Below are 24067 nucleotides of genomic sequence, written 5' to 3' on the forward strand. Positions count from 1 at the left end.
CGGCACGCCCCCGGGGACACATGGATGGGAGCACCACAGGGGCGGCGGATTCGACGGACGCAGCGTCATCGTCACCGGAGCGGGCTCGGGCATCGGGCGCGCTGCCGCGCTGGCCTTCGCCAAGGAGGGTGCCCGCGTCGTGGCGGCGGACCTCAACGCCGAGGGCGTGGAGGCGGTCGCCAAGGAGATCGAGCAGTCGGGCGGCGGCGCGGTCGCCGTCATCGGGGACCTGAGCGAGCAGGCGGTCGTCGACCAGCTGGTCGAGACCGCCGTCGAACGCTTCGGCGGCGTGGACGTCCTGGTCAACAACGCCGGGATCATGGACCGCATGTCGGCACTGGCGGACGTCACCGACGCCGAGTGGGAGCGGGTCGTACGAGTCAACCTCACCGCCCCGTTCCTGCTCACGCGGGCGGTGCTGCCGCACATGTTCGAGGCGGGCCGGGGTGCCATCGTGAACACGGCGTCCGAGGCCGGTCTGCGCGGCAGCGCGGCGGGCGCCGCCTACACGGCGTCGAAGCACGGCGTGGTGGGGCTGACGAAGTCCCTGGCGGTGATGTACCGCAAGCAGGGGATCCGCGCGAACGCCATCGCCCCGGGCGGCACTCAGACCGGCATAGTCGTGGACGCCGCACAGGACGCCCACGGGCCGGCCGCCCTCGGCCCGCACTTCGTCAACCTCGGCAGGCTCGCTCAGCCCGAAGAGCAGGCCGCCGCCATCGTGTTCCTCGCCTCGGACGCGGCCAGCAGCATCAACGGCGTGATCCTGCCGGTCGACGACGGCTGGTCGGCGGTCTGACGCCCCTGCCTACCGGCCGCCGTACGACTCGTCGCGCGGCTCACCGTCCACGAACTGCCGCGCCAGCCGTTCCCCGGCCCGCGTGGCGGCCGCCGCGTCCTCGATGGGCGTCACCCGCGTGTCCTTGAAGACGATGTAGGTGACGCCGGAGGCCGTGCCGCCGCTGCGCGGATCGGGCGGAATGCCAAGGGCTTTGGCGGTGGCGTACGACGCCTCACCGATGATGTCCTGCGGGCCGACGTCACCGACCACCGCGTACCGCACCCGGCCCCGGTAGACGACGGCCGCGACCGCACCGCCGTGTATGCCGTCGGCTTCGTGGTCCCAGATGCCGCTCGGGGTGGGTACGACGATGTACGGGAGGCGTTCGGCGTTCAAGTGGCGGCCGTCGGACTGCTGATAGGCCGTAGCGGCGGAGAAGTAGGGATCCGCACGGCGGTTGCAGTGGCCGGTGGCCTGCCCGTCGCAGTCGATGTCCATGTCCGCCTTCCAGAACACCGCCCCCTTTGCCCCGCAGATCGGGATCTTCGCGGGCGCTCGGCCGTCGCTCCGGTAGCGGCCCTGGGAAACGGGGGCGCAGTTGCGCACCTTGGACAGCAGGTCGGCGGCGCTGACGTCGATGTCGGCCTCGCGCCGCACCTCGGGCCCTTCGTCCGCTGCGGGTGGTGTGGGTGGTGCGTTGGGCGTCGTCGGGGCGAGCAGAGCGGCGCCTGCCGCGACCAGCGTCAGCGACTGGAAACGCACGATATGGAACCCTCCCGGCGGGGACACTGACGGACACCGATCGGGACATTGTCGAAAATCAGCCCAAACTGGTGTCATTCCGATCATGTTGCCACCAGTAGGTCCCTACGGTGTGCACCCCGGCGACACGGCGACGTCCCCGAACTTCCGCCAGGGGCCGGGGGTCTGGGGCCGCGACGGTCCCGACTCCCCGGCCACCCGCGTCCGGCGCGGGTTCAGCGACGACAGCGGTCCCGCGCACGCGGCATGAACTCCCCTGCACTCATGGAGAGTTCAGCCGTGAGGAGCTTCAGCATACGTAACGCCCCGGACATCCCGACAACGACGCCCTCTTGATGTGATCGCGCCAGCCGCGTCATATTGGTCCGGACCATTGCTCTGGACGAATGCTCCGGCCCCTTGCCGCGAGGCCGCCCCGGGAGGCAGAGTCGTGCGACGCGTTCTCGTACTCGTTTCCGCCCTTTGCGCGACGCTCGCCCTGCTGTCGTCCTGTGCCTGGGGCGGCCCGGACGGGGACGGCGGCCGCCCGCCCGGGGCACCCACCGGTGTCACGGCGACCGCGGGCAGTGCGACCAGCGTGCACGTCATGTGGAACGCGGTCTCCACGGACCAAGGCATCCGCGTCTACGAGGTATATCGAGGCCCTACGAAGGTCAAGGAAGTACCGGGCTCCGAGCACATGGTGGATGTCACCATGCTCAGGCCCTCCACCATGTATGCCTTCACCGTGCGGGCCCGTGACGGGGACGGGCGCCTCGGGCCGCCGAGCAAGCAGGTCCGGGCCACGACTCCCGCGGCGGTGGCCGCCGACCGCTCGGCTCCGACACGTCCGGGGAAGGCCACCGGCCGGGCGGTCGGCAGCAGAGCGGTTCAGCTGTCGTGGTCGAAGGCCACGGACGACCGGGATGTGGTGTCGTACGACATCCAGCAGGGCGACACGAAGATCCACAGTGTGGGCGGCAACCAGACGGGCACCGTGATCACCGGGCTCAGGCCGGGAACCCGCTACTCGTTCACCGTCCGGGCCCGCGACGCGGCCGACAACGTCTCACCGGCCACGGCGGCCGTTCGTATCACCACGCCGGGCACCGACGACGGGCGCGGCACCGCGCCGACCGGCTTCCGGGCGACGACCCATAGGGCGGACGGGGCGTACTACGTCGATCTGAGCTGGGTGCCGCCGCACACGGACGGCGTCGTCACCGAGTACCAGGTCCACCTCGACGGCCGTACGGCCACCTCGCTGGTGTACGGCGGAACCGCGCCGCGTGAGCGGGCCACGTACAGCTTCTACCTGGGCCCGGACCCGGGGGTCAGCCACCGGGTGCGGGTCCGGGGCAGGCTACCGGACGGCACCTGGGGCGGCTTCTCGGCGGAGCGGACGATCAGGACCGGCACGCCGGACTGACATCCGGCCCGGCGTCCCCCGCATGCAGCAGCGTGTCACCTGTCCGGGTGCGGTCCGCATGCGGGCCGCACCCGGGGCGCATTGGCTGCCCCTGAGGCAGCACGGACGTTCCCGACCCTCGGCGGCGCTACGGATGTACCGCCGGCCGTGCCGCCGGAGGGCATTCCATGCGCAATTCATCGCTATTCCTCCGCTCGGGCCTGACCGTGGCAGCCGCCTCCGCACTTCCCTTCGTCGTGGCCGCCGGTTCGGCCGCCGCGGTCTCGGGGATCTCCGTGAGCACCACCGGGTCCACGGTCTCCGTCACGACCAGCGCGTGCAGCAACGTCAACGGCAGTTGGGGCACCGCCTCCCTGCTCAACAGCCGGCAGGCGAACTTCGCCCAGGGGCGCCAGGTGTCCCTGTCCGGGACGGCCGCCTTGCAGTCGGCGGCCTGGTCGGGTGTGGGCCCGGGCACGTACACGGTCATCGTCGTGTGCTCCAACGGCACGACGGCGGGAACCCAGTCGGTCATCGTCTCGGGCCCCTCCCCCACCCGCACGATCTCCACCACGGCCTCGCCGTCGCGCGGCGTCATGGGCGGCATGGGCGGCGGCTCGAAGGACTACGGCACGCTCACACTGGTGGGCGGCGGTGCCCTGGTGGGTGCGGGGGTCCTGGCCACGGCCTGGTTCCTGCGCCGCAAGTCGAAGCCGTACCGGCTCTGACGGCCGCGTCGGAGCCGTACCGGCTCTCAGGGCCCCCTCGGCTTCACCCCGTCTCGGGCCCCGGCAGCTCCGCGAACTCCTCCAGTGCGCGCGTCAGCCACTGCGTCCAGAAGGTTTCCAGGTCGATGCCGGCGCGCAGCACGAGGTGCCGCAGCCGGTCCTGGGGACTGTCCTTGCCGGGCGGGAAGTCGCGCTTCTCGATCTCCTCGTACTCGGCCAACTGCCGCTCGTGAAGGTCGAGATGGCGGCGGAGATCGGCTTCGATGCCGTCCGTCCCCACGACGGCCGCGGCACGCATCCGCAGCAGCAGGGTGTCGCGGTGCGGCCGCGGGTCCTGGGACGCGGCGGTCCAGCGGGCCAGTTCGGCACGGCCCGCGGGCAGGACCTCGTAGCTCTTCTTCTGCCCACGGGCCGGCTGCTGGCTCGGCAGGGTGCGGATGAAGCCCTCGGCCTCCAGTTTTCCCAGCTCGCGATAGATCTGCTGGTGCGTCGCCGACCAGAAGTACCCGATCGACCTGTCGAAGCGACGGGTCAGCTCCAGCCCCGAGGACGGCTTTTCGACCAGGGCGGTGAGAATCGCGTGCGGGAGTGACATGAACTCATCCTAGGTACGGCCCGCAGGGGCTCCGCGGTGCCTGAACGGTCGCTAGAGGCTCGCCGCCAGCTCCGTGCCCTGCTTGATGGCCCGCTTGGCGTCCAGTTCGGCGGCCACGTCGGCACCGCCGATGAGGTGTGCGCTGCGGCCCGCGGCGAGCAGCGCCTCGTACAGGTCGCGGCGCGGCTCCTGTCCGGTACAGAGCACGATGGTGTCGACCGGGAGGACCGTGCTCTCCTCGCCGACGGTGACGTGCAGTCCGGCGTCGTCGATACGGTCGTAGCGCACGCCCGGGACCATGGTGACGCCGCGGTGCTTGAGTTCGGTGCGGTGGATCCAGCCGGTGGTCTTGCCGAGGCCCGCGCCGACCTTGGTGGTCTTGCGCTGGAGCAGGTGGACGGTGCGCGGCGGGGCGGGCCGCTCGGGGGCGGCGAGGCCGCCGGGGCCCGTGTAGTCCATGTCGACGCCCCACTGGCGGAAGTACGTCGCCGGATCCTCGCTCGCCTTGTCGCCGCCGTCGGTGAGGAACTCGGCGACGTCGAAGCCGATGCCGCCCGCGCCGAGGACGGCGACGCGGTCACCGACGGGGGCGCCGTCGCGCAGGACGTCGAGGTAGCCCACGACGCTCGGGTGGTCGACGCCGGGGATGTCCGGGGTGCGCGGGGAGACGCCGGTGGCGACCACGACCTCGTCGTAGGCGGCGAGGTCCTCGGCCGACACCCAGGTGTTGAGCCGTACGTCCACGCCCTGCCAGTCGAGCTGGTGGCGGAAGTAGCGCAGCGTCTCGTCGAACTCCTGCTTGCCGGGGACCTTGCGGGCGACGTTGAGCTGGCCGCCGATCTCGCTCGCGGCGTCGAACAGGGTGACGTCGTGGCCGCGTTCGGCCGCGCTGACGGCACAGGCCATCCCGGCCGGTCCCGCGCCCACGACGGCGACCCGCTTGCGCAGCCGGGTCGGGGACAGGGTCAGCTCGGTCTCGTGGCAGGCGCGCGGGTTGACCAGGCAGGAGGTGATCTTGCCGCTGAAGGTGTGGTCGAGGCAGGCCTGGTTGCAGCCGATGCAGGTGTTGATGGCCTCCGGCTTACCGGCGGCGGCCTTGGCCACGAAGTCGGGGTCGGCGAGCATCGGACGGGCCATCGACACCATGTCGGCGCAGCCGTCGGCCAGCAACTCCTCTGCCAGCTCGGGGGTGTTGATGCGGTTGGTGGTCACCAGCGGGACCGACACCTCGCCCATCAGGCGCTTGGTGACCCACGTGTACGCGCCGCGCGGCACGGAGGTGGCGATGGTCGGGATGCGCGCCTCGTGCCAGCCGATGCCGGTGTTGATGATCGTCGCCCCGGCCGCCTCGACGGCCTTGGCGAGCGTGATCACCTCGTCCAGCGTGGAGCCGCCCGGGACCAGGTCCAGCATGGACAGCCGGTAGACGATGATGAAGTCCTCGCCGACGGCCTCGCGCACCCGGCGGACGATCTCCACCGGGAAGCGCATACGGTTCTCGTACGAGCCGCCCCAGCGGTCGGTGCGGTGGTTGGTCTGCCGGGCTATGAACTCGTTGATGAGGTAGCCCTCGGAGCCCATGATCTCCACACCGTCGTAGCCGGCCTGCCGGGCGAGGCAGGCGGCACGCGCGTAGTCGTCGATGGTCCGCTCGACGTCGGCGTCGGTGAGCTCGCGCGGCGGGAAGGGGCTGATCGGCGCCTGGAGCGGGCTCGGGGCGACGAGGTCCTGGTGGTAGGCGTACCGGCCGAAGTGCAGGATCTGCATCGCGATCCGGCCGCCTTCGCGGTGCACGGCGTCGGTGATGACCCGGTGCTGCTCGGCCTCCGCCTCGGTGGTGAGCTTGGCACCGCCCTCGTACGGCCGGCCCTCGTCGTTGGGTGCGATGCCGCCGGTGACGATCAGGCCCACTCCGCCGCGCGCCCGCTCGGCGTAGAAGGCGGCCATGCGTTCGAAGCCGCGCTCCGCCTCCTCGAGCCCCACGTGCATGGAGCCCATGAGGACGCGGTTGGGCAGCGTGGTGAAGCCCAGGTCGAGCGGGCTCAGCAGGTGCGGGTAACGGCTCATCGGGCCCCTCCGTGCGCGGTGTCTTGCCTGAGTAGTTGTAGAGGACCGCGAGGCGTTTATGCAACTAGTTGCACAACCGGGGCGGGGTGACACCGGCCACTCGCGCCCCGGGCGGCCGCAGATGCGTGGGGGCTGATCGCGCGGTTCCCCGCGCCCCTGAAACCGCGTCCGCTGCACGCCCTCAAGGGGCGCGGGCCTGTGTTCGATTTGCGGCTACCGCCGCGTGGGCGCGCGCAACCACCCACGACCCGCAGCCGCCGCCCAGCCACAGCTCCCCCCACCTCCGGCTTCGGGCACAGTGACCCCATGACCACACACGCCGACATCGTCGACCTCGCCCAGCGGCTCATCCGCTGCCCCAGCCGCGCCGGGATCGACGACTACGGCCCCGTACTCGGCGTCCTGGAGGACTGGCTAGCGGCACGTGAGGTGCCGTATCGGCGCCTGTACGGCGATCAGCGCGACACCGTCGGCCTGCTGATCGAGATCGCGGGCGGACGGGCGGGCCCCTGGTGGGCGCTGGACGCCTGCGTCGACACCGCCCCCTACGGCGACGAGGCCGCCTGGTCGTTCGCGCCGGACTCCGGTGAGGTCGTCGACGGCTGGCTGCGCGGCAGGGGCGCCGCGGACTCCAAGCTCGCCGCGGCGATGTTCTGCGGCATCGCGGCCGAGCTGCACGAACGCGCCGACGGCCTGCGCGGCGGGCTCGCGGTGCTCCTCGACGTCGACGAGCACACGGGCGGCTTCGGCGGCGCCCGTGCCTATCTGGCGGACCCGGGGGCGGTCCGCCCGGCCGGGGTGATGATCGGCTACCCGGGTCTCGACGAGGTCGTGGTCGGCGGGCGGGGCCTGTGGCGGGCCACGATCGCGGTGTACGCGGCCTCGGGCCACTCGGGGTCACGGCGTGCGGCACCGGGTGCCGTATCCCGCGCGGCGCGTCTCGTACGGCTCCTGGAAGACACCGAACTCCCGGATGCCGTAGGCGAGTTCCCGCTGCCGCCGAAGCTCACGGTGACCTCCTGCCACGGCGGCGAAGGCTTCTCCGTGGTCCCCGACCTGTGCGAGCTGGGCGTCGACATCCGCACGACCCCGGCCTTCGACGAGCGCTCCGCCGAGCAACTGGTCAGGGAGGCGGTGAGCGAGCTGGACGTACGGGTGCCCGCTCCGCGGCCGACCATGATCACCCCGGTGGCCTCCTGGCCGCCGTATCGACTGGCCGAGGGCCGGCAGCCCGCCGCCGCGCTGCTGGATGCCGCCTCACGGGAGGGCCTGACCGTCCGGCCGAAGACCGCCGGTCCGTCGAACATCGGCAATCTGCTGGCGGGCGAGGGTATCCCGGCCACGGCGGGCTTCGGCGTCCGCTACGAGGGGCTGCACGGCGTGGACGAGCGGGCCTGCCTCAAGGACCTGCCCGCCGTCCACGCCGTCTACCGGCGCGCCGTACTCAACCTGTCGGGGTCTGCATGAGGAGCCGGTCACGACGAGCCGGGGCGGCTCTCCAGCACCACATGCAGCTCCCGCTCCTGGTCGCCCGAGGCCGAGGTGAGGTCGTGCACCGTGAACAGGGAGTCCAGCGTCGTACGGAGCCGTTCGATGGCCCAGTAGCCGCCCTGTGCGTCGGCCTCGACGGATGACGAGAGCCGGGCGGGCGGCGGGCACTCCTGCGCATCCGTGACCTCGAACGTGCCGAGCCACACCATGGGGCGCGTCTCATGAAGTTGCTCCGGCACGTCCTCGGGGCCCCGGTCGGACTCGAAGCACGCGCACAGCGCGTCGAACACGATCCGGGCGTCTTCCTTGTCGCATCCGCTGATCTCGACGGAGACGGGTTCCTCGTGCATTCGTTCACGGTCCATCGTGATCGCTCCTCTCGTGGCCGCACCGCGGTACCACGGGTAGCCCGCGGAACCGGACCCCAACCCAAGAAAAGCACCACCCGCGGCCGAGCACTACCGGCGGAGCCGTACCGTCCGCGCCTCGGCGCCCCGTGCTCAGCTCCTCGTGAACCGGTACGTCTTGCTGTCGGTCAGCACGCAGAAGCCCGGCGAGACGACGATCACGCGCAGGGTGCCGGTACGGCGGTCGTAGTCGATGCCCTCCGTCTCGAAGTCGCCCGAGCAGGAGCTGCGCAGCGGGAGCTGCCGCAGGGCCGTGACATGGCCGGTGACGTCGGAGGTGCCCGGCTCGGCGGAGAGGTCGATCTGGAGCAGCGGCTTGGTCATGCCGAAGAGGGTCCCGGCGGGGTCGTCGGAGGAGCACAGCAGGGTCGTGGCGCTGAGGAAGTCGCAGCCCTGGACGTCGCGTACGGCGTGGTCGAGCCGGATGCTGGAGGTCCAGGGGAGGTTCGCCGACGGTGACGTACTGGGGTTGACGCCCGGTGTGGGGTGGACGAGCAGGCGGGTCATGGTGCCCCACTCGCCCGACACCATCCACTGGCCGCCGGGCGTGACGGCGGCGAAGGAGTTGTTCAGCGCCTCCCCGGAGCCCAGCGTGTGGACGTACTCCGACCACGTCCCGTCCGGCGCCTGCACCCGGAACATCTTCGCGTTGCCCGAGTCCGCCTGGTACGGCTCGACGTAGTAGCCGTTGTAGGAGGCGTCGGGGTCACCCACGTGGTTCCAGCCGCGGCTGCTGACCGAGGCGGGGATGGTGCCGATGCCGGTGTAGCGGTTGGGGCTGTTCGCGGGGACCTCGACCGAGGTCAGGCCCTGGCTCTCGGTCAGCGGGTCGGCGCGGTCGGAGCCCACCTCCGTCCAGGTGTCGGCGGCCTGCGCGGGCGTGGCGGTGGACAGCACGGCGGCGGAGGCGAGGGCGACGATGCCGGTGAGGACGGCGTGACAACGTTGCCGGGCGCGCGGGGCCATGGGGTGACTCCTTGGGGGGGTGGGTGCGTGTCGGCGGACAGTTTGGCGGGCCGTCCTGGGCATGTACAGACCAAGCGTGAGAACGTGCGCTGTCGGTTCGGCCACAGTCATCTGCCCTCGTGATGACTTCGGCGTACGCCCGCCCTCGTGTTGAGGGATGGTGGAGGAGGACGACCAAGGGGGCCCGGAGACGGTTGAACGCGGTAGAACAAGGGGAGTCGGCACGGGGGAACGGCGTGCCGCGAAACTGGGCGAAGGCGGTGCGTGGGATGTCTGCAGCCGAACCTCCCGTGGCTGAGGGCGCCGAGCCCGTGCGCGGGCCGGTAGGGCCGAGCGGGCTGCTCGACGTGCTGGGCGTGGCTTCGGTGGTGCTGAACACCGAGGGGCGCATCGTGCTGTGGAGCCCTCAGGCGGAGGAGCTGTTCGGCTACTCGGCGCAGGAGGCGCTGGGCGAGTACGCGGCCCGGATCATGGTGCACGAGCAGTACCTGGATCTGGTCGTCAAGCTGTTCGTCGACGTCATGGAGACCGGTGAGGGCTGGGCCGGGGCGTTCCCGATCCGGCGCAAGGACGGCAGCACGCGACTGGTGGAGTTTCGCAACATGCGGCTGCTGGACGACGAGGGGGAGGTCTACGCGCTGGGGCTGTGCGCCGACCAGACGACGGTCCGCCAGGTGGAGCGGGACGTCGCGCTGTCCACGCGGACGATCGCGCAGGCGCCGATCGGCCTGGCCGTCCTCGACACCGAGCTGCGGTATGTCTCGGTGAACGAGGCGCTGGCGCAGCTCAACGGCATCTCCGCCGAGGACCATCTCGGCCATACGCCGCGTGAGCTGCTGCCGGACGTCGACGCCGACGCCATCGAGGGGGCTCTGCGCGAGGTGCTGCGGACCGGTGATCCGCTCATCAACCAGCGCATCGTGGGCCGGACCCCGGCCGACCCGGACCGGGAGCACTTCTGGTCCATCTCCCTCTACCGGCTGGAGGACACGGCCGGGACGGTGCTCGGCGTCGCCGGGATGGCCATGGACATCACCGAGCAGCATCAGGCCGCCGTGGAGGCCGAGACGGCGCGGCGGCGCCTGGCGCTCATCGCCGACGCCTCCGCCCGGATCGGCACCACCCTGGAACTGGACCGCACGGCACGCGAGCTGGCCGAGGTGGCCGTGCCGGAGCTCGCCGACGTGGCGGCCGTGGATCTGCTGGAAGCCGTAGTGGAAGGCAGACGCAGCAGCCTCGGGCCCGCGGAGTCAGCGGTGATCCGCGCCCTGGCGGTCCGGGCGCAGCACGACACGGAGGCCCTCGACGCCGCCGACCAGCCCGGCCAGGTCGCCCGCTACGGCCCGGACCGCCTGGTCACCGAGTGCGTGCGCACCGCCAGTCCGGTCCTGGTGGCGCACGTCGAGGAGAAGGACCTGCCGCGTATCGCCCGCTCCCCCGAGGCCGCCCTCCAGCTGGGCCGCGCCGGCGTGCACTCCTATCTGGCGGTACCGCTGATCGCACGCGGCGAGGTGCTCGGCGCCCTGGACCTCAAGCGCACCCGCAATCCGCTGCCGTTCAGCGAGGACGACCTGCTGCTAGCCCGTGAGCTGGCAGCCCGCGCGGCCGTGCAGATCGACAACGCCCGCTGGTACCAGAACGCCCGCGACACCGCCCTCACCCTCCAGCGCAGCCTGCTGCCCAGCCATCCGCCGGTCACCGGCGGCCTGGAGGTCGCCTCCCGCTACCAGCCCGCGGGCGCCAGCGCCGAGGTCGGCGGCGACTGGTTCGACGTGATCCCACTGGAGGGCGGCAAGACCGCGCTCGTCGTCGGCGATGTCATGGGCAGCGGCATCGACGCCGCGACGACGATGGGCCGGCTGCGCACCGCGACGCACACGCTGGCCTCCCTCGACCTCGAACCGGCCCGGCTCCTGGAGCACCTCGACAAGATCACCGAGGGCCTGGACCACTCCATCGCCACCTGCGTCTACGCCATTCACGATCCGCGACTGCGGCAGTGCCGGATCGCCAACGCCGGGCATCTGCCGCCCGCCCGCCTCCGCTCCGGCCACGCCCCGGAGCTCCTCGAACTGCCCACCGGGGTGCCGCTGGGCGTGGGCGGCGTCCCGTTCTCCACGACGACCATCGACCTCGCCCCCGGTGACCGTCTCGTCTTCTACACCGACGGACTCGTCGAGACCCGCCAGCACCCGCTCGACGAACGCCTGGCCGCGCTGCTTGAGCTCCTCGACGGCCCCGACCGTCCGTTGGAGGAGGTCTGCGATCTCCTGCTGCGCACCCTGCACCGGCCCGAGAACTCCGACGACGTGGCGCTGCTCATCGCCCGTGTTCTACCGCCCAGTTGACCGGTGGGGGCCGTGGGGTGGCGGCTTCGGCCGCGACGGTCGCCCGCACCGAGACCTCGTCGGGGTCGGGCGACGAGGCATCGCCCTTGACCTTGGCCTCGGCCTCGGACGAGTGGCTCGGCGGCCTCCTGGTCCGCTCGGCTCCCTGCCTGGCAAGCCACGCTTCGGCTTCCTGCCTGGCAGTCCGGCCTGACCTCCCGCTCAGCCTCCGGCCGGGTCGAGGCCGATCACGACATTCGCGTAGAGCTCCTCGGAGACGAGCAGACGCGCCGCCAGCCCGCTGCGGGTGAAGGCATCCAGGGCCGTCGCCGCCTGGCGTTCGCTCGTCTCGACCAGCAGACAGCCACCGGGGGCCAGCCACCGGGGAGCCTCGGCGGCGACCCTACGCAGGACGTCGAGCCCGTCGGGCCCACCGTCGAGGGCGACGCGCGGCTCGTGGTCGCGCGCCTCTGCGGGCAGGAGCCCGACTTCGTCACTGGGCACGTACGGCACGTTCGCCGCGAGGATGCCGACGCGGCCGCGCAGCCTGTCGGGCAGCGCCCCGAACAGGTCGCCCTCGTGCACGTGACCGCCATAGGGGGCCACATTACGGCGGGCGCAGCGCACGGCTGCCGGATCGATGTCGGCGGAGTGCAGCTCGACGCGGCCGAGGGATGCGGCCAGTGCCGCACCGACCGCGCCCGAGCCGCAGCACAGGTCCACGACCACGGACGCGTCCGGGGCGTGGGCGAGGGCCTGCTCGACCAGGAACTCGGTACGGCGGCGGGGCACGAAGACGCCGGGTTCCACGACTATGCGCAGGCCGCTGAACTCGGCCCAGCCGAGGACGAGTTCGAGCGGCAGGCCGGTGACGCGCCGGTCCACCATGGCGGCCAGCTCGTCCGGGGTGTCGGCGGCGTCCAGGATCAACCGGGCCTCGTCCTCGGCGAAGACACAGCCGGCGGCACGAAGCGCGGACACGACGGCGTCGCGCGAGAGTGGCGAGGGGGAGGAAGACGAGGAAGAGGAGGAAGAGAAAGGGGAGAGAGAGGGCATGGAAGCCGAGAGCCTTTCGGAAGCCGAAGGGTGCTCTCGCGGTCGCCTACTGGCGGTGACCCGCGCCGACTCGAGGTGAGAGCACCCGACCTGACACAGCAGTAATGGGTCTCACCTCCTGGACTCCGCACGGTCGGGACTGCCCCGACCGGACGGCAACCCTACCCCAATCGACCCGGGGCAGGGCGGGACACCGGAGCGCGTACGGTTGAATGAACAAGCACTGATCACGCTCGACCCGCGGGCCGTCGCCGACGGCGGCCTGGAGGCACCACTCGTATGAACGTCACCCGAGGCTTCACCGGGCGCCCACGCGTCCAGAACGCCGCGCTGCCGCCCGGCCAGTACGACGCCGGCGACGACTGGCCCGTCCTGTCCGCCGAGGTCACACCCGAGCTGACGCCTGCCGAGTGGACTTTCCGTGTCGACGGCCTGGTCGAGGAGCCGCGCAGCTGGAGCTGGGAGCAGGCGCACGAGCTGCCGGCGTCGGTGTACGAAGGCGACATCCACTGTGTGACGAGCTGGTCGAAGTTCGGAGTGCGGTTCGGGGGCGTGTCGCTGGACGCCTTCCTGGATGTGGTCCGGCCCCATGTGTCCGCCACACATGCCGTCGCCTATTCGCACACCGGGTACACCACCAACCTGCCGCTCGCCGACCTGACCGGCGGACGGGCCTGGATCGCCTGGGAGTACGACGGCAAGCCGCTCGCCCCGGAGCACGGTGGCCCGGCACGGCTGCTGGTGCCGCACCTGTACTTCTGGAAGAGCGCCAAGTGGATCGCCGGCCTGCGGATCCTCGACCGCGACGAGCCGGGGTTCTGGGAACAGAACGGCTACCACGCCCGCGGCAACCCCTGGGAGGAGCAGCGGTACTCCGGTGACTGACGTGACTGTGACCGAGACTGGGACGTTCACTCCCGCGACCCGGTTCGCCGTGCCCGGGCGGATCGCCGTCAGCAACCGGGCCGCGGCGGTGTGGCAGACCGCCACGATCACCGAGATCCGCCAGGAGACGCCGCACGCCGCCACCTTCCGCCTCGCGGTGCCCGCCTGGGCGGGACATCTGCCCGGCCAGCACCTGATGCTGCGGCTGACGGCAGGGGACGGTTATGTGGCCCAGCGCCACTACTCGATCGCGTCCGCGCCGGACGACTCCGGGCACATCGAGCTGACCCTGGACCATGTCGAGGGCGGTGAGGTCTCCGGCTGGTTCCACTCGGTGGCCGAGCCCGGTGACACCGTTGAGGTGCGCGGCCCGCTCAGCGGTTTCTTCGCCTGGCCCGGCGACCGGCCCGCGCTGCTGGTCGGCGCCGGCTCCGGCGTCGTACCGCTGATGTCGATGGTGCGCCACCACAAGGCTCGGGGCCTCGACGTGCCGCTGCGGCTTCTCGTGTCGGCGCGCAGCCCCGAGGAACTGATCTACGCGCGGGAGTACGGCACCGAGACGACGCCCGTGTTCACACGAAGTGCGCCGGAGGGTGTGCCCGTGGGACGTATGGCCGCCGCACATGTGGCGCCGCTCCTGGCCGAGCAGCCGACTGGTGGGTGGGAGGCCTATGTGTGCGGCTCCAACGGGTTCGCCGAACACGCCTCCCGGCTGCTCGTGGCGGCGGGTCAGCCCGTGGACCGCATCAGGATCGAACGCTTCGGCTGACCGGCGCTCCGGCGCGGGGGCCGCGTTTCGTCCGGGATCGTCAGGAACGTTGTCCGGTGTACGGGGTACCTGGACGCCATGCGATACCTGGTGCGTGGCCGGCGTCTGCGGCGCAGTCCGCTGCGGCGCCGGTCTGATGTCGTCGAGGCACGGACGTTATGGGCCGTGATCGTCCTGCTCCTCGTGATGGCACCCCTGGTCGGAGGGCTCACGGCCTGGTGGGCCGACGGCAGCGCCCGGGCCACGGCACGGGAACAGCGCGCCGATCGCCGGCACATCCGGGCCGAGGTCATCGGCCGAACCTCCGAAGCGCTTCCGGTGGCTCACGGCGGACGGCAGCCGTCCGCCAGGACGACCGTCCGCTGGACGGAGCCGGATGGCGATCCGCGTACGGCCACGGCGCGTGTCCCGGCCGGCACGCGCAACGGCGACATGGTCGACGTGTGGCTGGACTCCCGGGGCCGAAGTGTGGCCCCGCCTCCGGACAGCATGGCGATCCGGCTGCACACCGTCACCCTCGGCGTCTGTGCCACGGCCGGCGCCGTCGCCGTGATCCTCCTCGGCCACGCGGTCGTACGCCGTACCGCGATGCGTCGTCGCCTTGCCGAATGGGAACAGGAGTGGGCCGCGACGGAGCCGGAGTGGACGGGTCGTCGGGCGTGACCCCGTGGCGGCTGGTCGCAGCCGTGAACGGGTGGCTGTGACCAGCACCGTCACAACGGCCCTCAGACGACGTCGAATTCGTTGCCCTCGGGGTCCTGCATGGCGGCGGCGTAGAGCCCCATGTCCGGCTCGTCCTTGATCCGCAGCACGGTGGCACCAGCCTTGACCAGCCGCTCCACCGTGGCCTTGACCCGCTGTGTGCGGACGTCCAGTGGGACGTCACGGCCCCCACCGACCTTCAGGTCGAAGTGCCACCGGTTCTTGGCGACCTTCGCCTCCGGAACCTGCTGGAACCACACCCTCGGTCCACGTCCCACGGGATCGATGATCGACTCCGGAATATCCCCCGCACCGGCCGGCAACTCCGCTTCGGGCACCCCCACCGCCGCCCAGTAAGCACGCCACGTGGCATGCCCGCCCGGCGGAGGCTCAGGCACGTAGCCCAGGGCCTTGGCCCAGAAAGTCACCATTCTCTGCGGATCGGAGCAGTCGACCGTCAGCTGCACTGTCATCTCCATGCTCGGAGCATCCCAGGCGGGTCTGACAGACGATCCACTCTCGCAACAGGCCCCTAAGCCCCTAACCTCGCCGTTTCGGTTGGGTGTGGCGGCTGTCGAGGCGGAAACGCGAAAGTTTCTTTCCTGACCTGGCGCGATGAACCTTGTTGAGGGGTTCTGTCCGTGCAGGCGGAGGGCACTTTCTTCGTGCAGGGTATCGGGTTACGTCCCAAGGTCTATGTCAGTGCCGATGATTCGAGGGTGTCGGTCATGCCGGCGCACGGTTGCCGGCGGATCTCGCCGCGATGCCACTTGGCTGACCGCCGCCTACTCCACCGCTCTCATGATCCGGGACGGATCGCCACCGACCTGGCCGTGTGGCCTGACCGGCAAGATTCATCTGGCCTGCGACGCCTTCGGTCGCCCGCTCGCGCTGCTACGCCGTTGGAGCGAATCCTCGAGCCGACGGGATTCCGGGCCCGGCCCGGAGGGGGAGACCCAGCACTGTGACAGGCCAGGTAGCAGGACACGTAATTCCGTATGAGGTACAGGGCAACGGTCCGGAGCGGGTCCTCGCACTCCACCACTGGCTCAGCGACAGGTCGAGTTTCGGCCATCTGCGGCGGTACCTGGACGGGAGCGCGTTCAGTTACGCGTTCGTGGACTGCCGCGGGTACGGCGAGGCGATGGGCACCCCCGGCACGTACACGATGGAGGAGATCGCGGCGGACGCCCTCGCCGTGGCCGACGACCTCGGCTGGAACACCTTCTCGGTCATCGGTCACTCCATGGGCGGCAAGGCGGCCCAGCTGATGTTGCTGGACGCCCCCTCGCGAGTCCACTCGATCGTCGGCATCTCGCCGGTACCCGCGTCCGGGTTCCCGCTCGAAGGGGAGATGTGGGAGCTGTTCGTCGGGGCCGTGGAGGATTCCGGCAACCGCAGGACGATCTTTGACGTCACCACCGGCAGTCGGCACGACGATGCATGGCTGGATGCCAGGGTGAGCGGCTCGGAACGCTGCTCGTCGGCTGCCCTGCGCTCGTACCTCGAATCCTGGACTCGCGGCTCCGACATCCACGGGCGGCTGGAGGGTAATCCGACCCCGGTGCTTGTCGTGGCTGGTGCAAACGACCCGGCGATGGGCCCTGACACCATGCGGTCCACCTGGCTGAAGTGGTATCCGAACGCCGAGCTCGAGGTCTTCAACGACGCCGGCCACTTCGCCCCGGATGAGAGCCCACAGGCCCTGGCGACAGTGGTCGAAAGATTCCTCGGCCGCTAGTCACCGCCTTTCGCTTGCGGCGGCGGCCGGATGCCGAACCACATCGCCGTCCTGGATGCGGCCTTGGCCCAGATCCCCGACGCCGACCGCCACGGCACCGACATCCTCATCCGCGCGGACAGCGCCGGAGGCGCGAAAGTCTTCCTCGCCCACGTCCGGGCAGTGCGCGAGCGGGGTATCGACACCTCCTTCTCCGTCGGACACGCCGTCACCGATCCGATCCGCCGCGCAATCCAGGCCGTGCCCGACCACCTGTGGCACCCTGCGCTGGAGCAGGACGGCACCCTGCGGACCGGCGCTGAAGTGGCAGAACTGACCGGCATGCCGGACCTAGCGGAGCACCCGGACGGCACCCGGATCATCGTCCGGCGCGAGCGCCCTCACCCCGGCGCCCAGTTGTCCTCGCACGACGAAGGCTCCAGGCTCCCTGCAGCATCTGGAGGTCCGCCACAGGGCGCACGCCCGCGTCGAGGACCGCATCCGCTGCGGCAAGACCACTGGCTTCGGACGCTTCCCCTCCCGCCACTTCCAGATCAACGCCGCCTGGCTGGAGCTGTCCCTGACCGCCGTCGATCTGCTCGCCTGGGCCCAGGCCCTACTGCTGGACGGCGAGTTGGCCTCCGCCGAGCCGAAGAAGCTCCGCTGCCGGCTGCTGCACGCAGCCGCCCGCATGCCCCGCGGAGGCCCCGCCTCCACCTGCAGATCGCCGCCAGCTGGCCCTGGCGACATGAGCTGGCGAACGCTTTCACCTGCCTCGCGGCCCTGCCGAGGCCGGCCACCTGACCAACGGCGCTGCCTCTGCCCACCCACGACCCGAGGAACCCGGAGCACCCGACCCGAGCGCCGGGCCTCCAGCCATGACCACCCGCCGACAGCCATGACCCTCCACAGTCAGCCCAGCTCGCCGACCCAACCGAAACGGGGAGGCTAAGCCCTTCAGCCCCTAAGCCCCTAAGCCCCTAAACCCCTAAGCAGCCCGCTGCATACGGCGTGCGATCCGGTCGTGCGTCCGCAGGGCGTCCACCAGCCCGGCCAGGCGAGGCTCGCCGCGGTCCACCAGGATGCGACCGCCGACCACGGTGGTCCAGGCCCGGGCGGGCCCGCAGCGCAGCCAGGCCTCCACGGGGTCGCTGACCGCGCCGGCGAGGGCGACCTCGTGCAGGTCCCAGACGACCAGGTCGGCGCAGGCGCCGGGCCGCAGATGGCCCAGCTCGTCGGACCGGCCCAGACAGCGCGCCGAGCCACGGGTAGCGATGTCGAGGGCGTCGCGGGCGGTCATCGCGCCGGGGCCGCCGCGGTAGCGGCCCAGCAGCAGTGCCGCCCGGGTCTCCATCCAGAGGGAGGCGTGGTCCGTGGAGGCCGAGCCGTCGCAGCCGATGCCGACGGGCAGACCCAGTTCGCGCATCTCCTTCACGCGCGCGGTACCGCCGCCGATGAGCATGTTGGAGCTGGGGCAGTGCGCCACGCCGACGCCCGCGTCCGCGAGGCGGCGCAGCTCGGCGTCGTTCGGGTAGATGCAGTGGGCGACCCAGCTTCGGTCGCTCATCCACCCGGTCTCCTCGAAGTACTCGACGGGACGGCAGCCGTAGGTCTCCAGGCAGTAGGCGTCCTCGTCGTGGTCCTCGGCGAGGTGCGTGTGCAGCCGTACGTCGTGGCGCTCGGCGAGTTCGGCGGTGGCGGTCATCAGTGACTTGGTGACCGAGAACGGCGAGCAGGGCGCGAGCGCGACGCGCACCAGGGCGCCCGGTTCGGGGTCGTGGTACGTCCTGATCAGGCGCTCGCTGTCGGCCAGCACCTCGTCCTCGGTCTGGGTGACGCTCCTCGGCGGCAGCCCTCCGTCGTCGACGGAGCGGGTCATCGAGCCGCGGGTGGCGTGGAAGCGGAAACCGATGTCACGGGCGGCGCGGATCTCGGCGTCGACGAGGCGGGGGCGGGGGTGGACGTAGAGGTGGTCGGACGAGGTGGTGCAGCCGCCCATGAGCAGTTCGGCCATGCCGACGTACGCCGACACGTACGCGGCCTCTTCGTCGAGGCCGGCCCAGAGCGGGTAGAGGGTGGTCAGCCAGTCGAACAGGGAGCCGTTCACGGCGGGCGCGTAGGAGCGGGTGAGGTTCTGGTAGATGTGATGGTGCGTGTTGACCAGGCCCGGGGTGACGAGACGTCCGGCCGCCGAGACGGTCTGGCGGGCCTCCGGCTCGCTCTCGGCGGCACCGACTCCGGTGACCCGACCACCGGTGACGGCCAGCCAGCCGCCGGGGATCTCGCGCCCTCCGTCCACGACAAGCAGTGCGGCGTCCCTGACCAGCAGATCCGCAGTCCTCACCGGCGCATCGACGACAGACGTCATGGCGTCATCGTAGGTGCTCGACCCACGAAAGATCTGGCGAGTCCTCCGACCTCTCACGTACGGTGTGATCATCCGCAGTCACTCTTCGCAAAGGCGGTCCTTGATGGCCCTGTTCGACCTTCCGCTCGACGAACTGCGCGAGTACCGCAGCGAGTCCGTCGAGCCCGAGGACTTCGACTCGTTCTGGTCCAAGACCCTTGAGGAGGCACGCGGACACGACCTGGACGCCCGGTTCGAACCGGTCGACACGGGGCTGTCCACGGTGCAGGTCTACGACGTGACGTTCGCCGGTTTCGGCGGTCACCCGGTGAAGGGCTGGCTGCGGCTGCCGACCGGGGCCACGGAGCCGTTGCCGCTGGTCGTGGAGTTCATCGGGTACGGCGGCGGGCGCGGTCTGCCGCACGAGAACCTGTTGTGGGCCTCCTCGGGCCGGGCGCACTTCATGATGGACACGCGCGGCCAGGGCAGCGCCTGGGGTGCCGGTGGCGGGACGCCGGACCCGGTGGGTTCCGCGCCGGCGTTCCCCGGTTTCATGACGCGGGGCATCGACGCGCCCGAGAACTACTACTACCGCCGGGTGTTCACGGACGCGGTGCGTGCCGTCGAGGCCGCGCGCTCGCACCCGCTGACCGACGCCACCCGCACGGTCGCGCTGGGCGCGAGCCAGGGCGGCGGCATCACGATCGCGGTCGGCGGCCTGGTGCCGGACCTGACGGCGATCGCGCCGGACGTGCCGTTCCTGTGCGACTATCCGCGCGCGGCGACCATCACGGACCGCCACCCGTACCGCGAGATCGGCCTGTACCTCAAGACGCACCGCGGCCGCACCGAGGACGCCCTGCGCACCCTGTCGTACTTCGACGGCGTCCACTTCGCGTCCCGCGGCCGGGCGCCCGCCCTGTTCTCGGCGGCCCTGGAGGACCAGACCTGCCCGCCCTCTACCGTCTACGCGGCCTTCAACGCCTGGGCCCATGACGAGAAGGCCATCGAGGTGTACGACTTCAACGACCACGAGGGCGGCGGCCCCTTCCACGAGGCGGCCAAGCTGGACTGGCTGCGCGCGCACTCCTGACCGTCACAGGAAGCCGGAAGGCGCGCTGTTCTCCGGGTGAGGTCGGCGCGTTCGATACCTTCCACCCAGTCCGACCAGTCGGTACGTTCAGGGAGCCCGGGTCGCGCAGTCGCGGCCCGGGTCTGCGGCGGACGACAAGTGGGCAACAAGGGGTGGGGCCATGACGGAGCGTGCGGCACAGGTGCACGGGCACTGCGATCCGCGGTTCGCGGCGGTGCGGACGGCGTTCGAGGTCAACTTCCGGGAGCGCGGGGAGCTGGGCGCCGCGGTCGCGGTCACGGTCGGCGGCGAGACCGTGGTGGACCTGTGGGGCGGCTGGGCGGACGCGGCGCAAAGCCGCCCGTGGGAGCGCGACACGCTGGTCAACGTGTGGTCGACGACCAAGGGACCGACCGCACTGTGCGCGCACCTCCTCGCCGACCAGGGCCTGCTCGACCTGGACTCGCCGGTGGCCGCGTACTGGCCGGAGTTCGCCGCCGCGGGCAAGGAACAGATCCTCGTACGGCATCTGCTGTCGCACCGCGCCGGCCTGTCCGGCCTGCGGGAGCCGCACTCGCTTCAGCAGCTCTGCGACTGGGAGTTGACGACCCAGCGGCTCGCGGCGATGGAGCCGTGGTGGGCGCCGGGGACGGTGTCCGGGTATCACGCGTTCACGTACGGCTTCCTGGTCGGGGAGGTCGTACGGCGGGTGTCGGGGCTGCTGCCCGGGGCGTTCCTGGAGCGGGAGGTGACCGGGCCGCTCGGGATCGACTTCGCGATCGGGTTGCCGCAGAAGGAGGCCGGGCGGGTGGCCGAGCTGGTGCAGCCGCCGGTCGCGTCGAGCACTGAACAGGCGGCGGTCTTCAGCCGGTTGGCGCCCGCCGCCCTTGCCGCGCTGGCCAACCCCGCCGTGGGTGCGGCGGAGGCCAACTCGCCCGAGTGGCGGGCCGCCGAGATCCCCGCCGCGAACGGACACGGCACGGCACGGGCCGTCGCGGCGCTGTACGGGATCTTCGCGGGCCGCGGGTCGTACGACGCCCACCGCTTCCTTTCGGCCGAGGCGGCCGAGCGGGTGCGTGAGGGGCAGGGCAGTTGCCGCGATCTGGTGCTCGGGGCCGGGCTCGACAACGACACCGAAGCCGCGCTCGGCCTGTGGCTGAGCGGGTCGAACGGTTCCTACGGCCCCAACCCGCGGGCTTTCGGACACGACGGCTTCGGCGGCTCGTGCGGTCTGGCCGATCCGGAGGCCGGGGTGTCGCTGGGCTATGTGATGAACCGGATGGGGCCTCATATCGCGGACGACCCGAGGAAGATGGCGCTGATCGACGCCCTGTACGGCGCTCTGTGACGGCCGGTCCACGCGGGCCGTTTCGGCCGAAGTGACAGACCGGTCTTCCCTTCTGGTTTAGACCAATGCTTGGATCTGGTGGCGCAACGAACCCGCACGGCTACGACACGTCACCAACAGGAGGCGCGGCATGGTCCGCACCACCCCGCACGACCGCCCGCTCACCGAAGCGCAGCCGCTGTACTGGAGGATCGCCACCCAGTTGCTCGGCGAGCTGCGCGACGGAACGATCCCGCCCGGTGAACGGCTTCCGGCGGAAAGGCAGTTGGCAGGGCACTTCGGCGTCAGCCGGGAGACCGTACGGCAGGCGCTGGAGGTGCTGCGCCACAGCGGCCTGGTCACCACCGACCGGCGTGGCAGTCACGCCACCCTGTCCGGTCCGCCGGTCGAGACCCCGTCGGCCCTCACCTTCCCGGTCGGCTCCCGCTGCACGGCCCCGGGCGCGGTGGACCGGGCGACGGTCACCTGGGAGACTCCCCCGCCGGACCACGCCGAGGCCCTGGGGCTCGCCCCGCACCGGCCGACCCTGGTGCACCGCTACGAGTCCGCGGGCGCCGACGGACAGGGCCGGCGTACGGCCGTGACGTCGTTCTCCGCGGTGGCGCTCACCGAGGTGGCGGAGCTCGCCCGCTGCCGCGACCGCGCCGACGGCACCGGCTCCGGCTCCCCCCAACTGCGCCGCGCCTACGACTGGATGCGCCGGGCGGGCCTCGCCCTGCACCACCGGGACACCATCACCCGGCTCCCGGCCACGCCCTCGGTACGGGTCACCCGGCGCGTGCACGACCAGTACGCCCGCCCGCTGGAGATCACGGACCTCGTCATGGACGCCCAGCAGGACGCCTTGGTCTACGAGTTCACGCTGCCGGCGGCCGTCTGAGCGCGCCCGACCGGCGCCCGCCGGGCCACCACCATCCGCACGCGTGGGCTCCCATCCGCGCGCAGCCCGAACTCGGGCAGGGTCCGCAGTTCCACGTCGAAGCCGGCGCGCGCCAGCTCGCCGCGCACCTCTCCCAGCCGGAAGGCCCGGTAGTACATGACGAAGGGCGGCCGCCACAGGGTGTTGCGCACCCGCATCACCGCGTCGAAGCCGAGCAGCGCCCAGTAGGCCGGGGACGTGGGACGGGGCGGGGCCACGACAGGGAAGGCGAAGGTACCGCCGGGCCGCAGGACGGAGCGGACCTGGGCGAACAGGCCCGGCAGCTCGCGGGGAAGGAAGTGGCCGAACGCTCCGAAGCTCACCACCAGGTCGAAGGCGGGGGCGAACGGCAGGGCACGGGCGTCCGCGCGCACCCACGTGACGCGTGTGTCCCCTGCCTCCACCTGCCGCCGGGCGACGTCGAGCATGCCGGCGCTGAAGTCGACGCCGGTGACGCTGCGCCGGCACACCCGGGCCAGCACATCGACACCCGCGCCGGTTCCGCAGCACAGGTCGAGGCCGTCGTCGTACGGGCCCGTCCGGGCGAGCGCCGACGTGACGGCGGTGAGTACCGACTCCGGCGTACGGAACGGCGTGTGGTCGAACTTCGGGGCGAGCAGGTCGTATCCGCGCTCGACGGACGACAGTGCCTGGACGGCGAGTTCGCGCAGGGAGGGGCCTTCGGGGCTGACCATCCGCGTCACCCCGCCGCGACGCGCTGTTCCAGGACGGCGAGAACACGCTCGCACCAGCGCAGGTTCTCCTCCTCGAAGGAAATACCGCGCAACAGCGTCAAGTACGGTCCGACGCGGTCGGACTCGCACAGGAACTCGTCCTCGGTGCGCCCGTCGAGGAGGCGGTCGCGGACGTGTTCGTAGCGGTCGAGTTTGCCGCGTGCCCACGCCGTGCGCTCCTCGATCAGGGCCCGGGTGCTCTCGGGGTCCTCCATGGCCTGGAGCTTGATCAGGAGTTCGTCGCGGACGGCGGTGGGGCGCCGGGGCGGCTCGGCGGCGAAGGCGCGCAGGTCCTCCCGGCCGGCCTCGGTGAGGGTGAACATCCGCTTGTTCGGCCGGCGTTCCTGCTGCACGAGCCGGGCCTCGACGAGGCCGTCCTGCGCCAGGCGCTCCAGCTCCCGGTAGAGCTGCTGCGGGGTCGCGGGCCAGAAGTTGGCGAACGACACGTCGAAGGCCTTGGACAGCTCGTAGCCCGAGGCCTCGCCCTCCAGAAGGGCGGCGAGGACGGCGTACTTGAGGGACATGTGGATACGGTAACAGCAGGTGATTATTCTCATCGGCAGCTACTCAATTAATTGAATACGAGGTGATCCGATGCGCGCGTTCCGTGAGGCGGTCGAGGCGGGCGACCTCGCTGCCGTGGAGGCCCTGCTGGCGGAGGACGTGGTCTTCACCAGCCCGGTCGTGTTCAAGCCGTACCCCGGCAAGGCGATCACGGCGGCGATCCTGCGCGGTGTGGTGCGGGTCTTCGAGGACTTCAGCTATGTGCGGGAGATCAACGACCCGGGCGGCCGCGATCACGCGCTGGTCTTCACCGCGCGCGTGGGCGACCGGGAGATCACCGGCTGCGACTTCCTCCGGGTCAACGAGGACGGGCTGATCGACGACTTCATGGTCATGGTCCGTCCGCTGTCCGGCGCGCAGGCTCTGGCCGAGGCGATGGGGGCACGGTTCGATCAGATCGCGAAGGAGGCGGAGGCGCGCTCGGCGTGACAGCCGCGTCC

The 24067-nt window shown here is 71.3% G+C and carries 23 protein-coding genes and 2 pseudogenes; 15 read left to right on the plus strand and 10 right to left on the minus strand.

Annotation, left to right across the window (positions count from 1 at the left end):
• Window positions 1-46 precede the first annotated feature (46 nt).
• Window positions 47-799 (plus strand): annotated as a pseudogene (locus ADK36_RS35400) (SDR family NAD(P)-dependent oxidoreductase); the annotation flags it as partial.
• 9 nt (window positions 800-808) lie between these two features.
• On the opposite strand, the gene ADK36_RS35405 reads toward ADK36_RS35400, so the two are convergent.
• The gene (locus ADK36_RS35405; protein WP_048585508.1) at window positions 809-1543 is read right to left on the minus strand and encodes a glycoside hydrolase family 75 protein; all 735 of its coding nucleotides are present in this window, start codon (window positions 1541-1543) and stop codon (window positions 809-811) included.
• An 85-nt stretch (window positions 1544-1628) separates the two neighbouring features.
• On the opposite strand from ADK36_RS35405, the gene ADK36_RS50685 reads away from it, so the two are divergent.
• The 3 genes from ADK36_RS50685 (at window position 1629) to ADK36_RS35415 (ending at window position 3658) form a co-directional block, all read left to right on the plus strand.
• Window positions 1629-1793, plus strand: coding sequence for a hypothetical protein (locus ADK36_RS50685; protein WP_159029296.1), 165 nt, complete (start codon window positions 1629-1631; stop codon window positions 1791-1793).
• Window positions 1794-1973: 180 nt separating this feature from the next.
• Window positions 1974-2951 (plus strand): fibronectin type III domain-containing protein, encoded by a 978-nt coding sequence (locus ADK36_RS35410; RefSeq protein WP_053200476.1) that lies wholly within the window; start codon window positions 1974-1976, stop codon window positions 2949-2951.
• Between the two features lie 167 nt (window positions 2952-3118).
• A complete protein-coding gene (locus tag ADK36_RS35415; RefSeq protein ID WP_048585510.1) occupies window positions 3119-3658 on the plus strand; it encodes a hypothetical protein in 540 nt (179 codons plus the stop codon).
• Window positions 3659-3701: 43 nt separating this feature from the next.
• Here ADK36_RS35415 and ADK36_RS35420 read toward each other — a convergent pair whose 3' ends face one another.
• Window positions 3702-4253, minus strand: coding sequence for a PadR family transcriptional regulator (locus ADK36_RS35420; RefSeq protein ID WP_048585511.1), 552 nt, complete (start codon window positions 4251-4253; stop codon window positions 3702-3704).
• Window positions 4254-4304: 51 nt separating this feature from the next.
• Window positions 4305-6320, minus strand: a complete 2016-nt coding sequence (locus ADK36_RS35425) for an NADPH-dependent 2,4-dienoyl-CoA reductase (RefSeq protein WP_048585512.1) — start codon at window positions 6318-6320, stop codon at window positions 4305-4307.
• A gap of 306 nt (window positions 6321-6626) precedes the next feature.
• Between ADK36_RS35425 and ADK36_RS35430 the strand changes: the two genes are divergently transcribed.
• Window positions 6627-7787 (plus strand): M20 family metallopeptidase, encoded by a 1161-nt coding sequence (locus ADK36_RS35430; RefSeq protein WP_048585513.1) that lies wholly within the window; start codon window positions 6627-6629, stop codon window positions 7785-7787.
• 8 nt (window positions 7788-7795) lie between these two features.
• Here the strand turns inward: ADK36_RS35430 and ADK36_RS35435 are convergent, their stop codons facing one another.
• Both ADK36_RS35435 and ADK36_RS35440 read right to left on the minus strand, forming a co-directional pair.
• Complete coding sequence (locus ADK36_RS35435; RefSeq protein ID WP_048585514.1) at window positions 7796-8176, minus strand: hypothetical protein; 381 nt, start codon at window positions 8174-8176, stop codon at window positions 7796-7798.
• 135 nt (window positions 8177-8311) lie between these two features.
• The gene (locus tag ADK36_RS35440) at window positions 8312-9184 is read right to left on the minus strand and encodes a hypothetical protein (RefSeq protein ID WP_048585515.1); all 873 of its coding nucleotides are present in this window, start codon (window positions 9182-9184) and stop codon (window positions 8312-8314) included.
• A 269-nt stretch (window positions 9185-9453) separates the two neighbouring features.
• On the opposite strand from ADK36_RS35440, the gene ADK36_RS35445 reads away from it, so the two are divergent.
• A complete protein-coding gene (locus tag ADK36_RS35445; RefSeq protein WP_048585516.1) occupies window positions 9454-11532 on the plus strand; it encodes a SpoIIE family protein phosphatase in 2079 nt (692 codons plus the stop codon).
• 201 nt (window positions 11533-11733) lie between these two features.
• Here the strand turns inward: ADK36_RS35445 and ADK36_RS35450 are convergent, their stop codons facing one another.
• Window positions 11734-12567, minus strand: a complete 834-nt coding sequence (locus ADK36_RS35450; protein WP_053200478.1) for a putative protein N(5)-glutamine methyltransferase — start codon at window positions 12565-12567, stop codon at window positions 11734-11736.
• 279 nt (window positions 12568-12846) lie between these two features.
• On the opposite strand from ADK36_RS35450, the gene ADK36_RS35455 reads away from it, so the two are divergent.
• From ADK36_RS35455 to ADK36_RS35465, 3 genes are all read left to right on the plus strand, one after another.
• Window positions 12847-13452: a sulfite oxidase-like oxidoreductase gene (locus tag ADK36_RS35455; protein ID WP_053200480.1), complete on the plus strand. Its 606-nt coding sequence runs from the start codon at window positions 12847-12849 to the stop codon at window positions 13450-13452.
• Between the two features lies 1 nt (window position 13453).
• Window positions 13454-14221: a ferredoxin reductase gene (locus ADK36_RS35460; protein WP_234330003.1), complete on the plus strand. Its 768-nt coding sequence runs from the start codon at window positions 13454-13456 to the stop codon at window positions 14219-14221.
• A gap of 78 nt (window positions 14222-14299) precedes the next feature.
• Window positions 14300-14884, plus strand: coding sequence for an Rv1733c family protein (locus ADK36_RS35465; RefSeq protein ID WP_048585519.1), 585 nt, complete (start codon window positions 14300-14302; stop codon window positions 14882-14884).
• Between the two features lie 62 nt (window positions 14885-14946).
• On the opposite strand, the gene ADK36_RS35470 is transcribed toward ADK36_RS35465, so the two are convergent.
• Window positions 14947-15402, minus strand: a complete 456-nt coding sequence (locus ADK36_RS35470; protein WP_053200482.1) for a VOC family protein — start codon at window positions 15400-15402, stop codon at window positions 14947-14949.
• Window positions 15403-15887: 485 nt separating this feature from the next.
• Here ADK36_RS35470 and ADK36_RS35475 point away from each other — a divergent pair, with 485 nt between their 5' ends.
• Together ADK36_RS35475 and ADK36_RS47080 are read left to right on the plus strand one after the other, a co-directional pair.
• Window positions 15888-16664, plus strand: coding sequence for an alpha/beta fold hydrolase (locus ADK36_RS35475; RefSeq protein WP_053200484.1), 777 nt, complete (start codon window positions 15888-15890; stop codon window positions 16662-16664).
• Between the two features lie 18 nt (window positions 16665-16682).
• Window positions 16683-17447: pseudogene (locus ADK36_RS47080) on the plus strand (transposase); the annotation flags it as partial.
• 184 nt (window positions 17448-17631) lie between these two features.
• On the opposite strand, the gene ADK36_RS35485 reads toward ADK36_RS47080, so the two are convergent.
• Window positions 17632-19011, minus strand: coding sequence for an 8-oxoguanine deaminase (locus ADK36_RS35485; RefSeq protein ID WP_053200488.1), 1380 nt, complete (start codon window positions 19009-19011; stop codon window positions 17632-17634).
• Between the two features lie 103 nt (window positions 19012-19114).
• Here ADK36_RS35485 and ADK36_RS35490 point away from each other — a divergent pair, with 103 nt between their 5' ends.
• The 3 genes from ADK36_RS35490 to ADK36_RS35500 all read left to right on the plus strand — a co-directional run bounded on the left by ADK36_RS35490 (window position 19115) and on the right by ADK36_RS35500 (window position 22290).
• Complete coding sequence (locus ADK36_RS35490) at window positions 19115-20083, plus strand: acetylxylan esterase (RefSeq protein ID WP_048585523.1); 969 nt, start codon at window positions 19115-19117, stop codon at window positions 20081-20083.
• Between the two features lie 160 nt (window positions 20084-20243).
• Window positions 20244-21410, plus strand: a complete 1167-nt coding sequence (locus ADK36_RS35495) for a serine hydrolase domain-containing protein (protein WP_053200490.1) — start codon at window positions 20244-20246, stop codon at window positions 21408-21410.
• Window positions 21411-21540: 130 nt separating this feature from the next.
• Window positions 21541-22290 carry a GntR family transcriptional regulator gene (locus tag ADK36_RS35500; protein WP_053200492.1) on the plus strand — a complete coding sequence of 250 codons (750 nt, stop codon included), beginning with the start codon at window positions 21541-21543 and terminating at the stop codon, window positions 22288-22290.
• Here ADK36_RS35500 and ADK36_RS35505 read toward each other — a convergent pair.
• Together ADK36_RS35505 and ADK36_RS35510 are read right to left on the minus strand one after the other, a co-directional pair.
• The gene (locus tag ADK36_RS35505; protein ID WP_053200493.1) at window positions 22260-23024 is read right to left on the minus strand and encodes a class I SAM-dependent methyltransferase; all 765 of its coding nucleotides are present in this window, start codon (window positions 23022-23024) and stop codon (window positions 22260-22262) included. The two genes, ADK36_RS35500 and ADK36_RS35505, sit on opposite strands and share 31 nt — an antisense overlap.
• Window positions 23025-23029: 5 nt before the next feature.
• Complete coding sequence (locus tag ADK36_RS35510) at window positions 23030-23587, minus strand: PadR family transcriptional regulator (RefSeq protein ID WP_048585527.1); 558 nt, start codon at window positions 23585-23587, stop codon at window positions 23030-23032.
• Window positions 23588-23657: 70 nt separating this feature from the next.
• Here ADK36_RS35510 and ADK36_RS35515 point away from each other — a divergent pair, with 70 nt between their 5' ends.
• Window positions 23658-24056, plus strand: a complete 399-nt coding sequence (locus tag ADK36_RS35515) for a nuclear transport factor 2 family protein (RefSeq protein ID WP_053200496.1) — start codon at window positions 23658-23660, stop codon at window positions 24054-24056.
• Window positions 24057-24067 lie beyond the last annotated feature (11 nt).

Source organism: Streptomyces viridochromogenes, assembly GCF_001270495.1.
Taxonomy (GTDB): Bacteria; Actinomycetota; Actinomycetes; order Streptomycetales; family Streptomycetaceae; genus Streptomyces; species Streptomyces viridochromogenes_A.

What these genes read in the sequence shown, in the direction of transcription:
- ADK36_RS35415 (WP_048585510.1), top strand. Translation starts at nt 3,119, where the DNA reads ATGCGCAATTCATCGCTATTCCTCCGCTCGGGCCTGACCGTGGCAGCC.
- ADK36_RS35490 (WP_048585523.1), top strand. Translation starts at nt 19,115, where the DNA reads ATGGCCCTGTTCGACCTTCCGCTCGACGAACTGCGCGAGTACCGCAGC.
- ADK36_RS35495 (WP_053200490.1), top strand. Translation starts at nt 20,244, where the DNA reads ATGACGGAGCGTGCGGCACAGGTGCACGGGCACTGCGATCCGCGGTTC.
- ADK36_RS35465 (WP_048585519.1), top strand. Translation starts at nt 14,300, where the DNA reads ATGCGATACCTGGTGCGTGGCCGGCGTCTGCGGCGCAGTCCGCTGCGG.
- ADK36_RS50685 (WP_159029296.1), top strand. Translation starts at nt 1,629, where the DNA reads ATGTTGCCACCAGTAGGTCCCTACGGTGTGCACCCCGGCGACACGGCG.
- ADK36_RS35470 (WP_053200482.1), bottom strand. Translation starts at nt 15,402, where the DNA reads ATGGAGATGACAGTGCAGCTGACGGTCGACTGCTCCGATCCGCAGAGA.
- ADK36_RS35440 (WP_048585515.1), bottom strand. Translation starts at nt 9,184, where the DNA reads ATGGCCCCGCGCGCCCGGCAACGTTGTCACGCCGTCCTCACCGGCATC.
- ADK36_RS35455 (WP_053200480.1), top strand. Translation starts at nt 12,847, where the DNA reads ATGAACGTCACCCGAGGCTTCACCGGGCGCCCACGCGTCCAGAACGCC.
- ADK36_RS35435 (WP_048585514.1), bottom strand. Translation starts at nt 8,176, where the DNA reads ATGGACCGTGAACGAATGCACGAGGAACCCGTCTCCGTCGAGATCAGC.
- ADK36_RS35430 (WP_048585513.1), top strand. Translation starts at nt 6,627, where the DNA reads ATGACCACACACGCCGACATCGTCGACCTCGCCCAGCGGCTCATCCGC.
- ADK36_RS35505 (WP_053200493.1), bottom strand. Translation starts at nt 23,024, where the DNA reads ATGGTCAGCCCCGAAGGCCCCTCCCTGCGCGAACTCGCCGTCCAGGCA.
- ADK36_RS35485 (WP_053200488.1), bottom strand. Translation starts at nt 19,011, where the DNA reads ATGACGTCTGTCGTCGATGCGCCGGTGAGGACTGCGGATCTGCTGGTC.
- ADK36_RS35425 (WP_048585512.1), bottom strand. Translation starts at nt 6,320, where the DNA reads ATGAGCCGTTACCCGCACCTGCTGAGCCCGCTCGACCTGGGCTTCACC.
- ADK36_RS35450 (WP_053200478.1), bottom strand. Translation starts at nt 12,567, where the DNA reads ATGCCCTCTCTCTCCCCTTTCTCTTCCTCCTCTTCCTCGTCTTCCTCC.
- ADK36_RS35445 (WP_048585516.1), top strand. Translation starts at nt 9,454, where the DNA reads ATGTCTGCAGCCGAACCTCCCGTGGCTGAGGGCGCCGAGCCCGTGCGC.
- ADK36_RS35510 (WP_048585527.1), bottom strand. Translation starts at nt 23,587, where the DNA reads ATGTCCCTCAAGTACGCCGTCCTCGCCGCCCTTCTGGAGGGCGAGGCC.
- ADK36_RS35515 (WP_053200496.1), top strand. Translation starts at nt 23,658, where the DNA reads ATGCGCGCGTTCCGTGAGGCGGTCGAGGCGGGCGACCTCGCTGCCGTG.
- ADK36_RS35420 (WP_048585511.1), bottom strand. Translation starts at nt 4,253, where the DNA reads ATGTCACTCCCGCACGCGATTCTCACCGCCCTGGTCGAAAAGCCGTCC.
- ADK36_RS35500 (WP_053200492.1), top strand. Translation starts at nt 21,541, where the DNA reads ATGGTCCGCACCACCCCGCACGACCGCCCGCTCACCGAAGCGCAGCCG.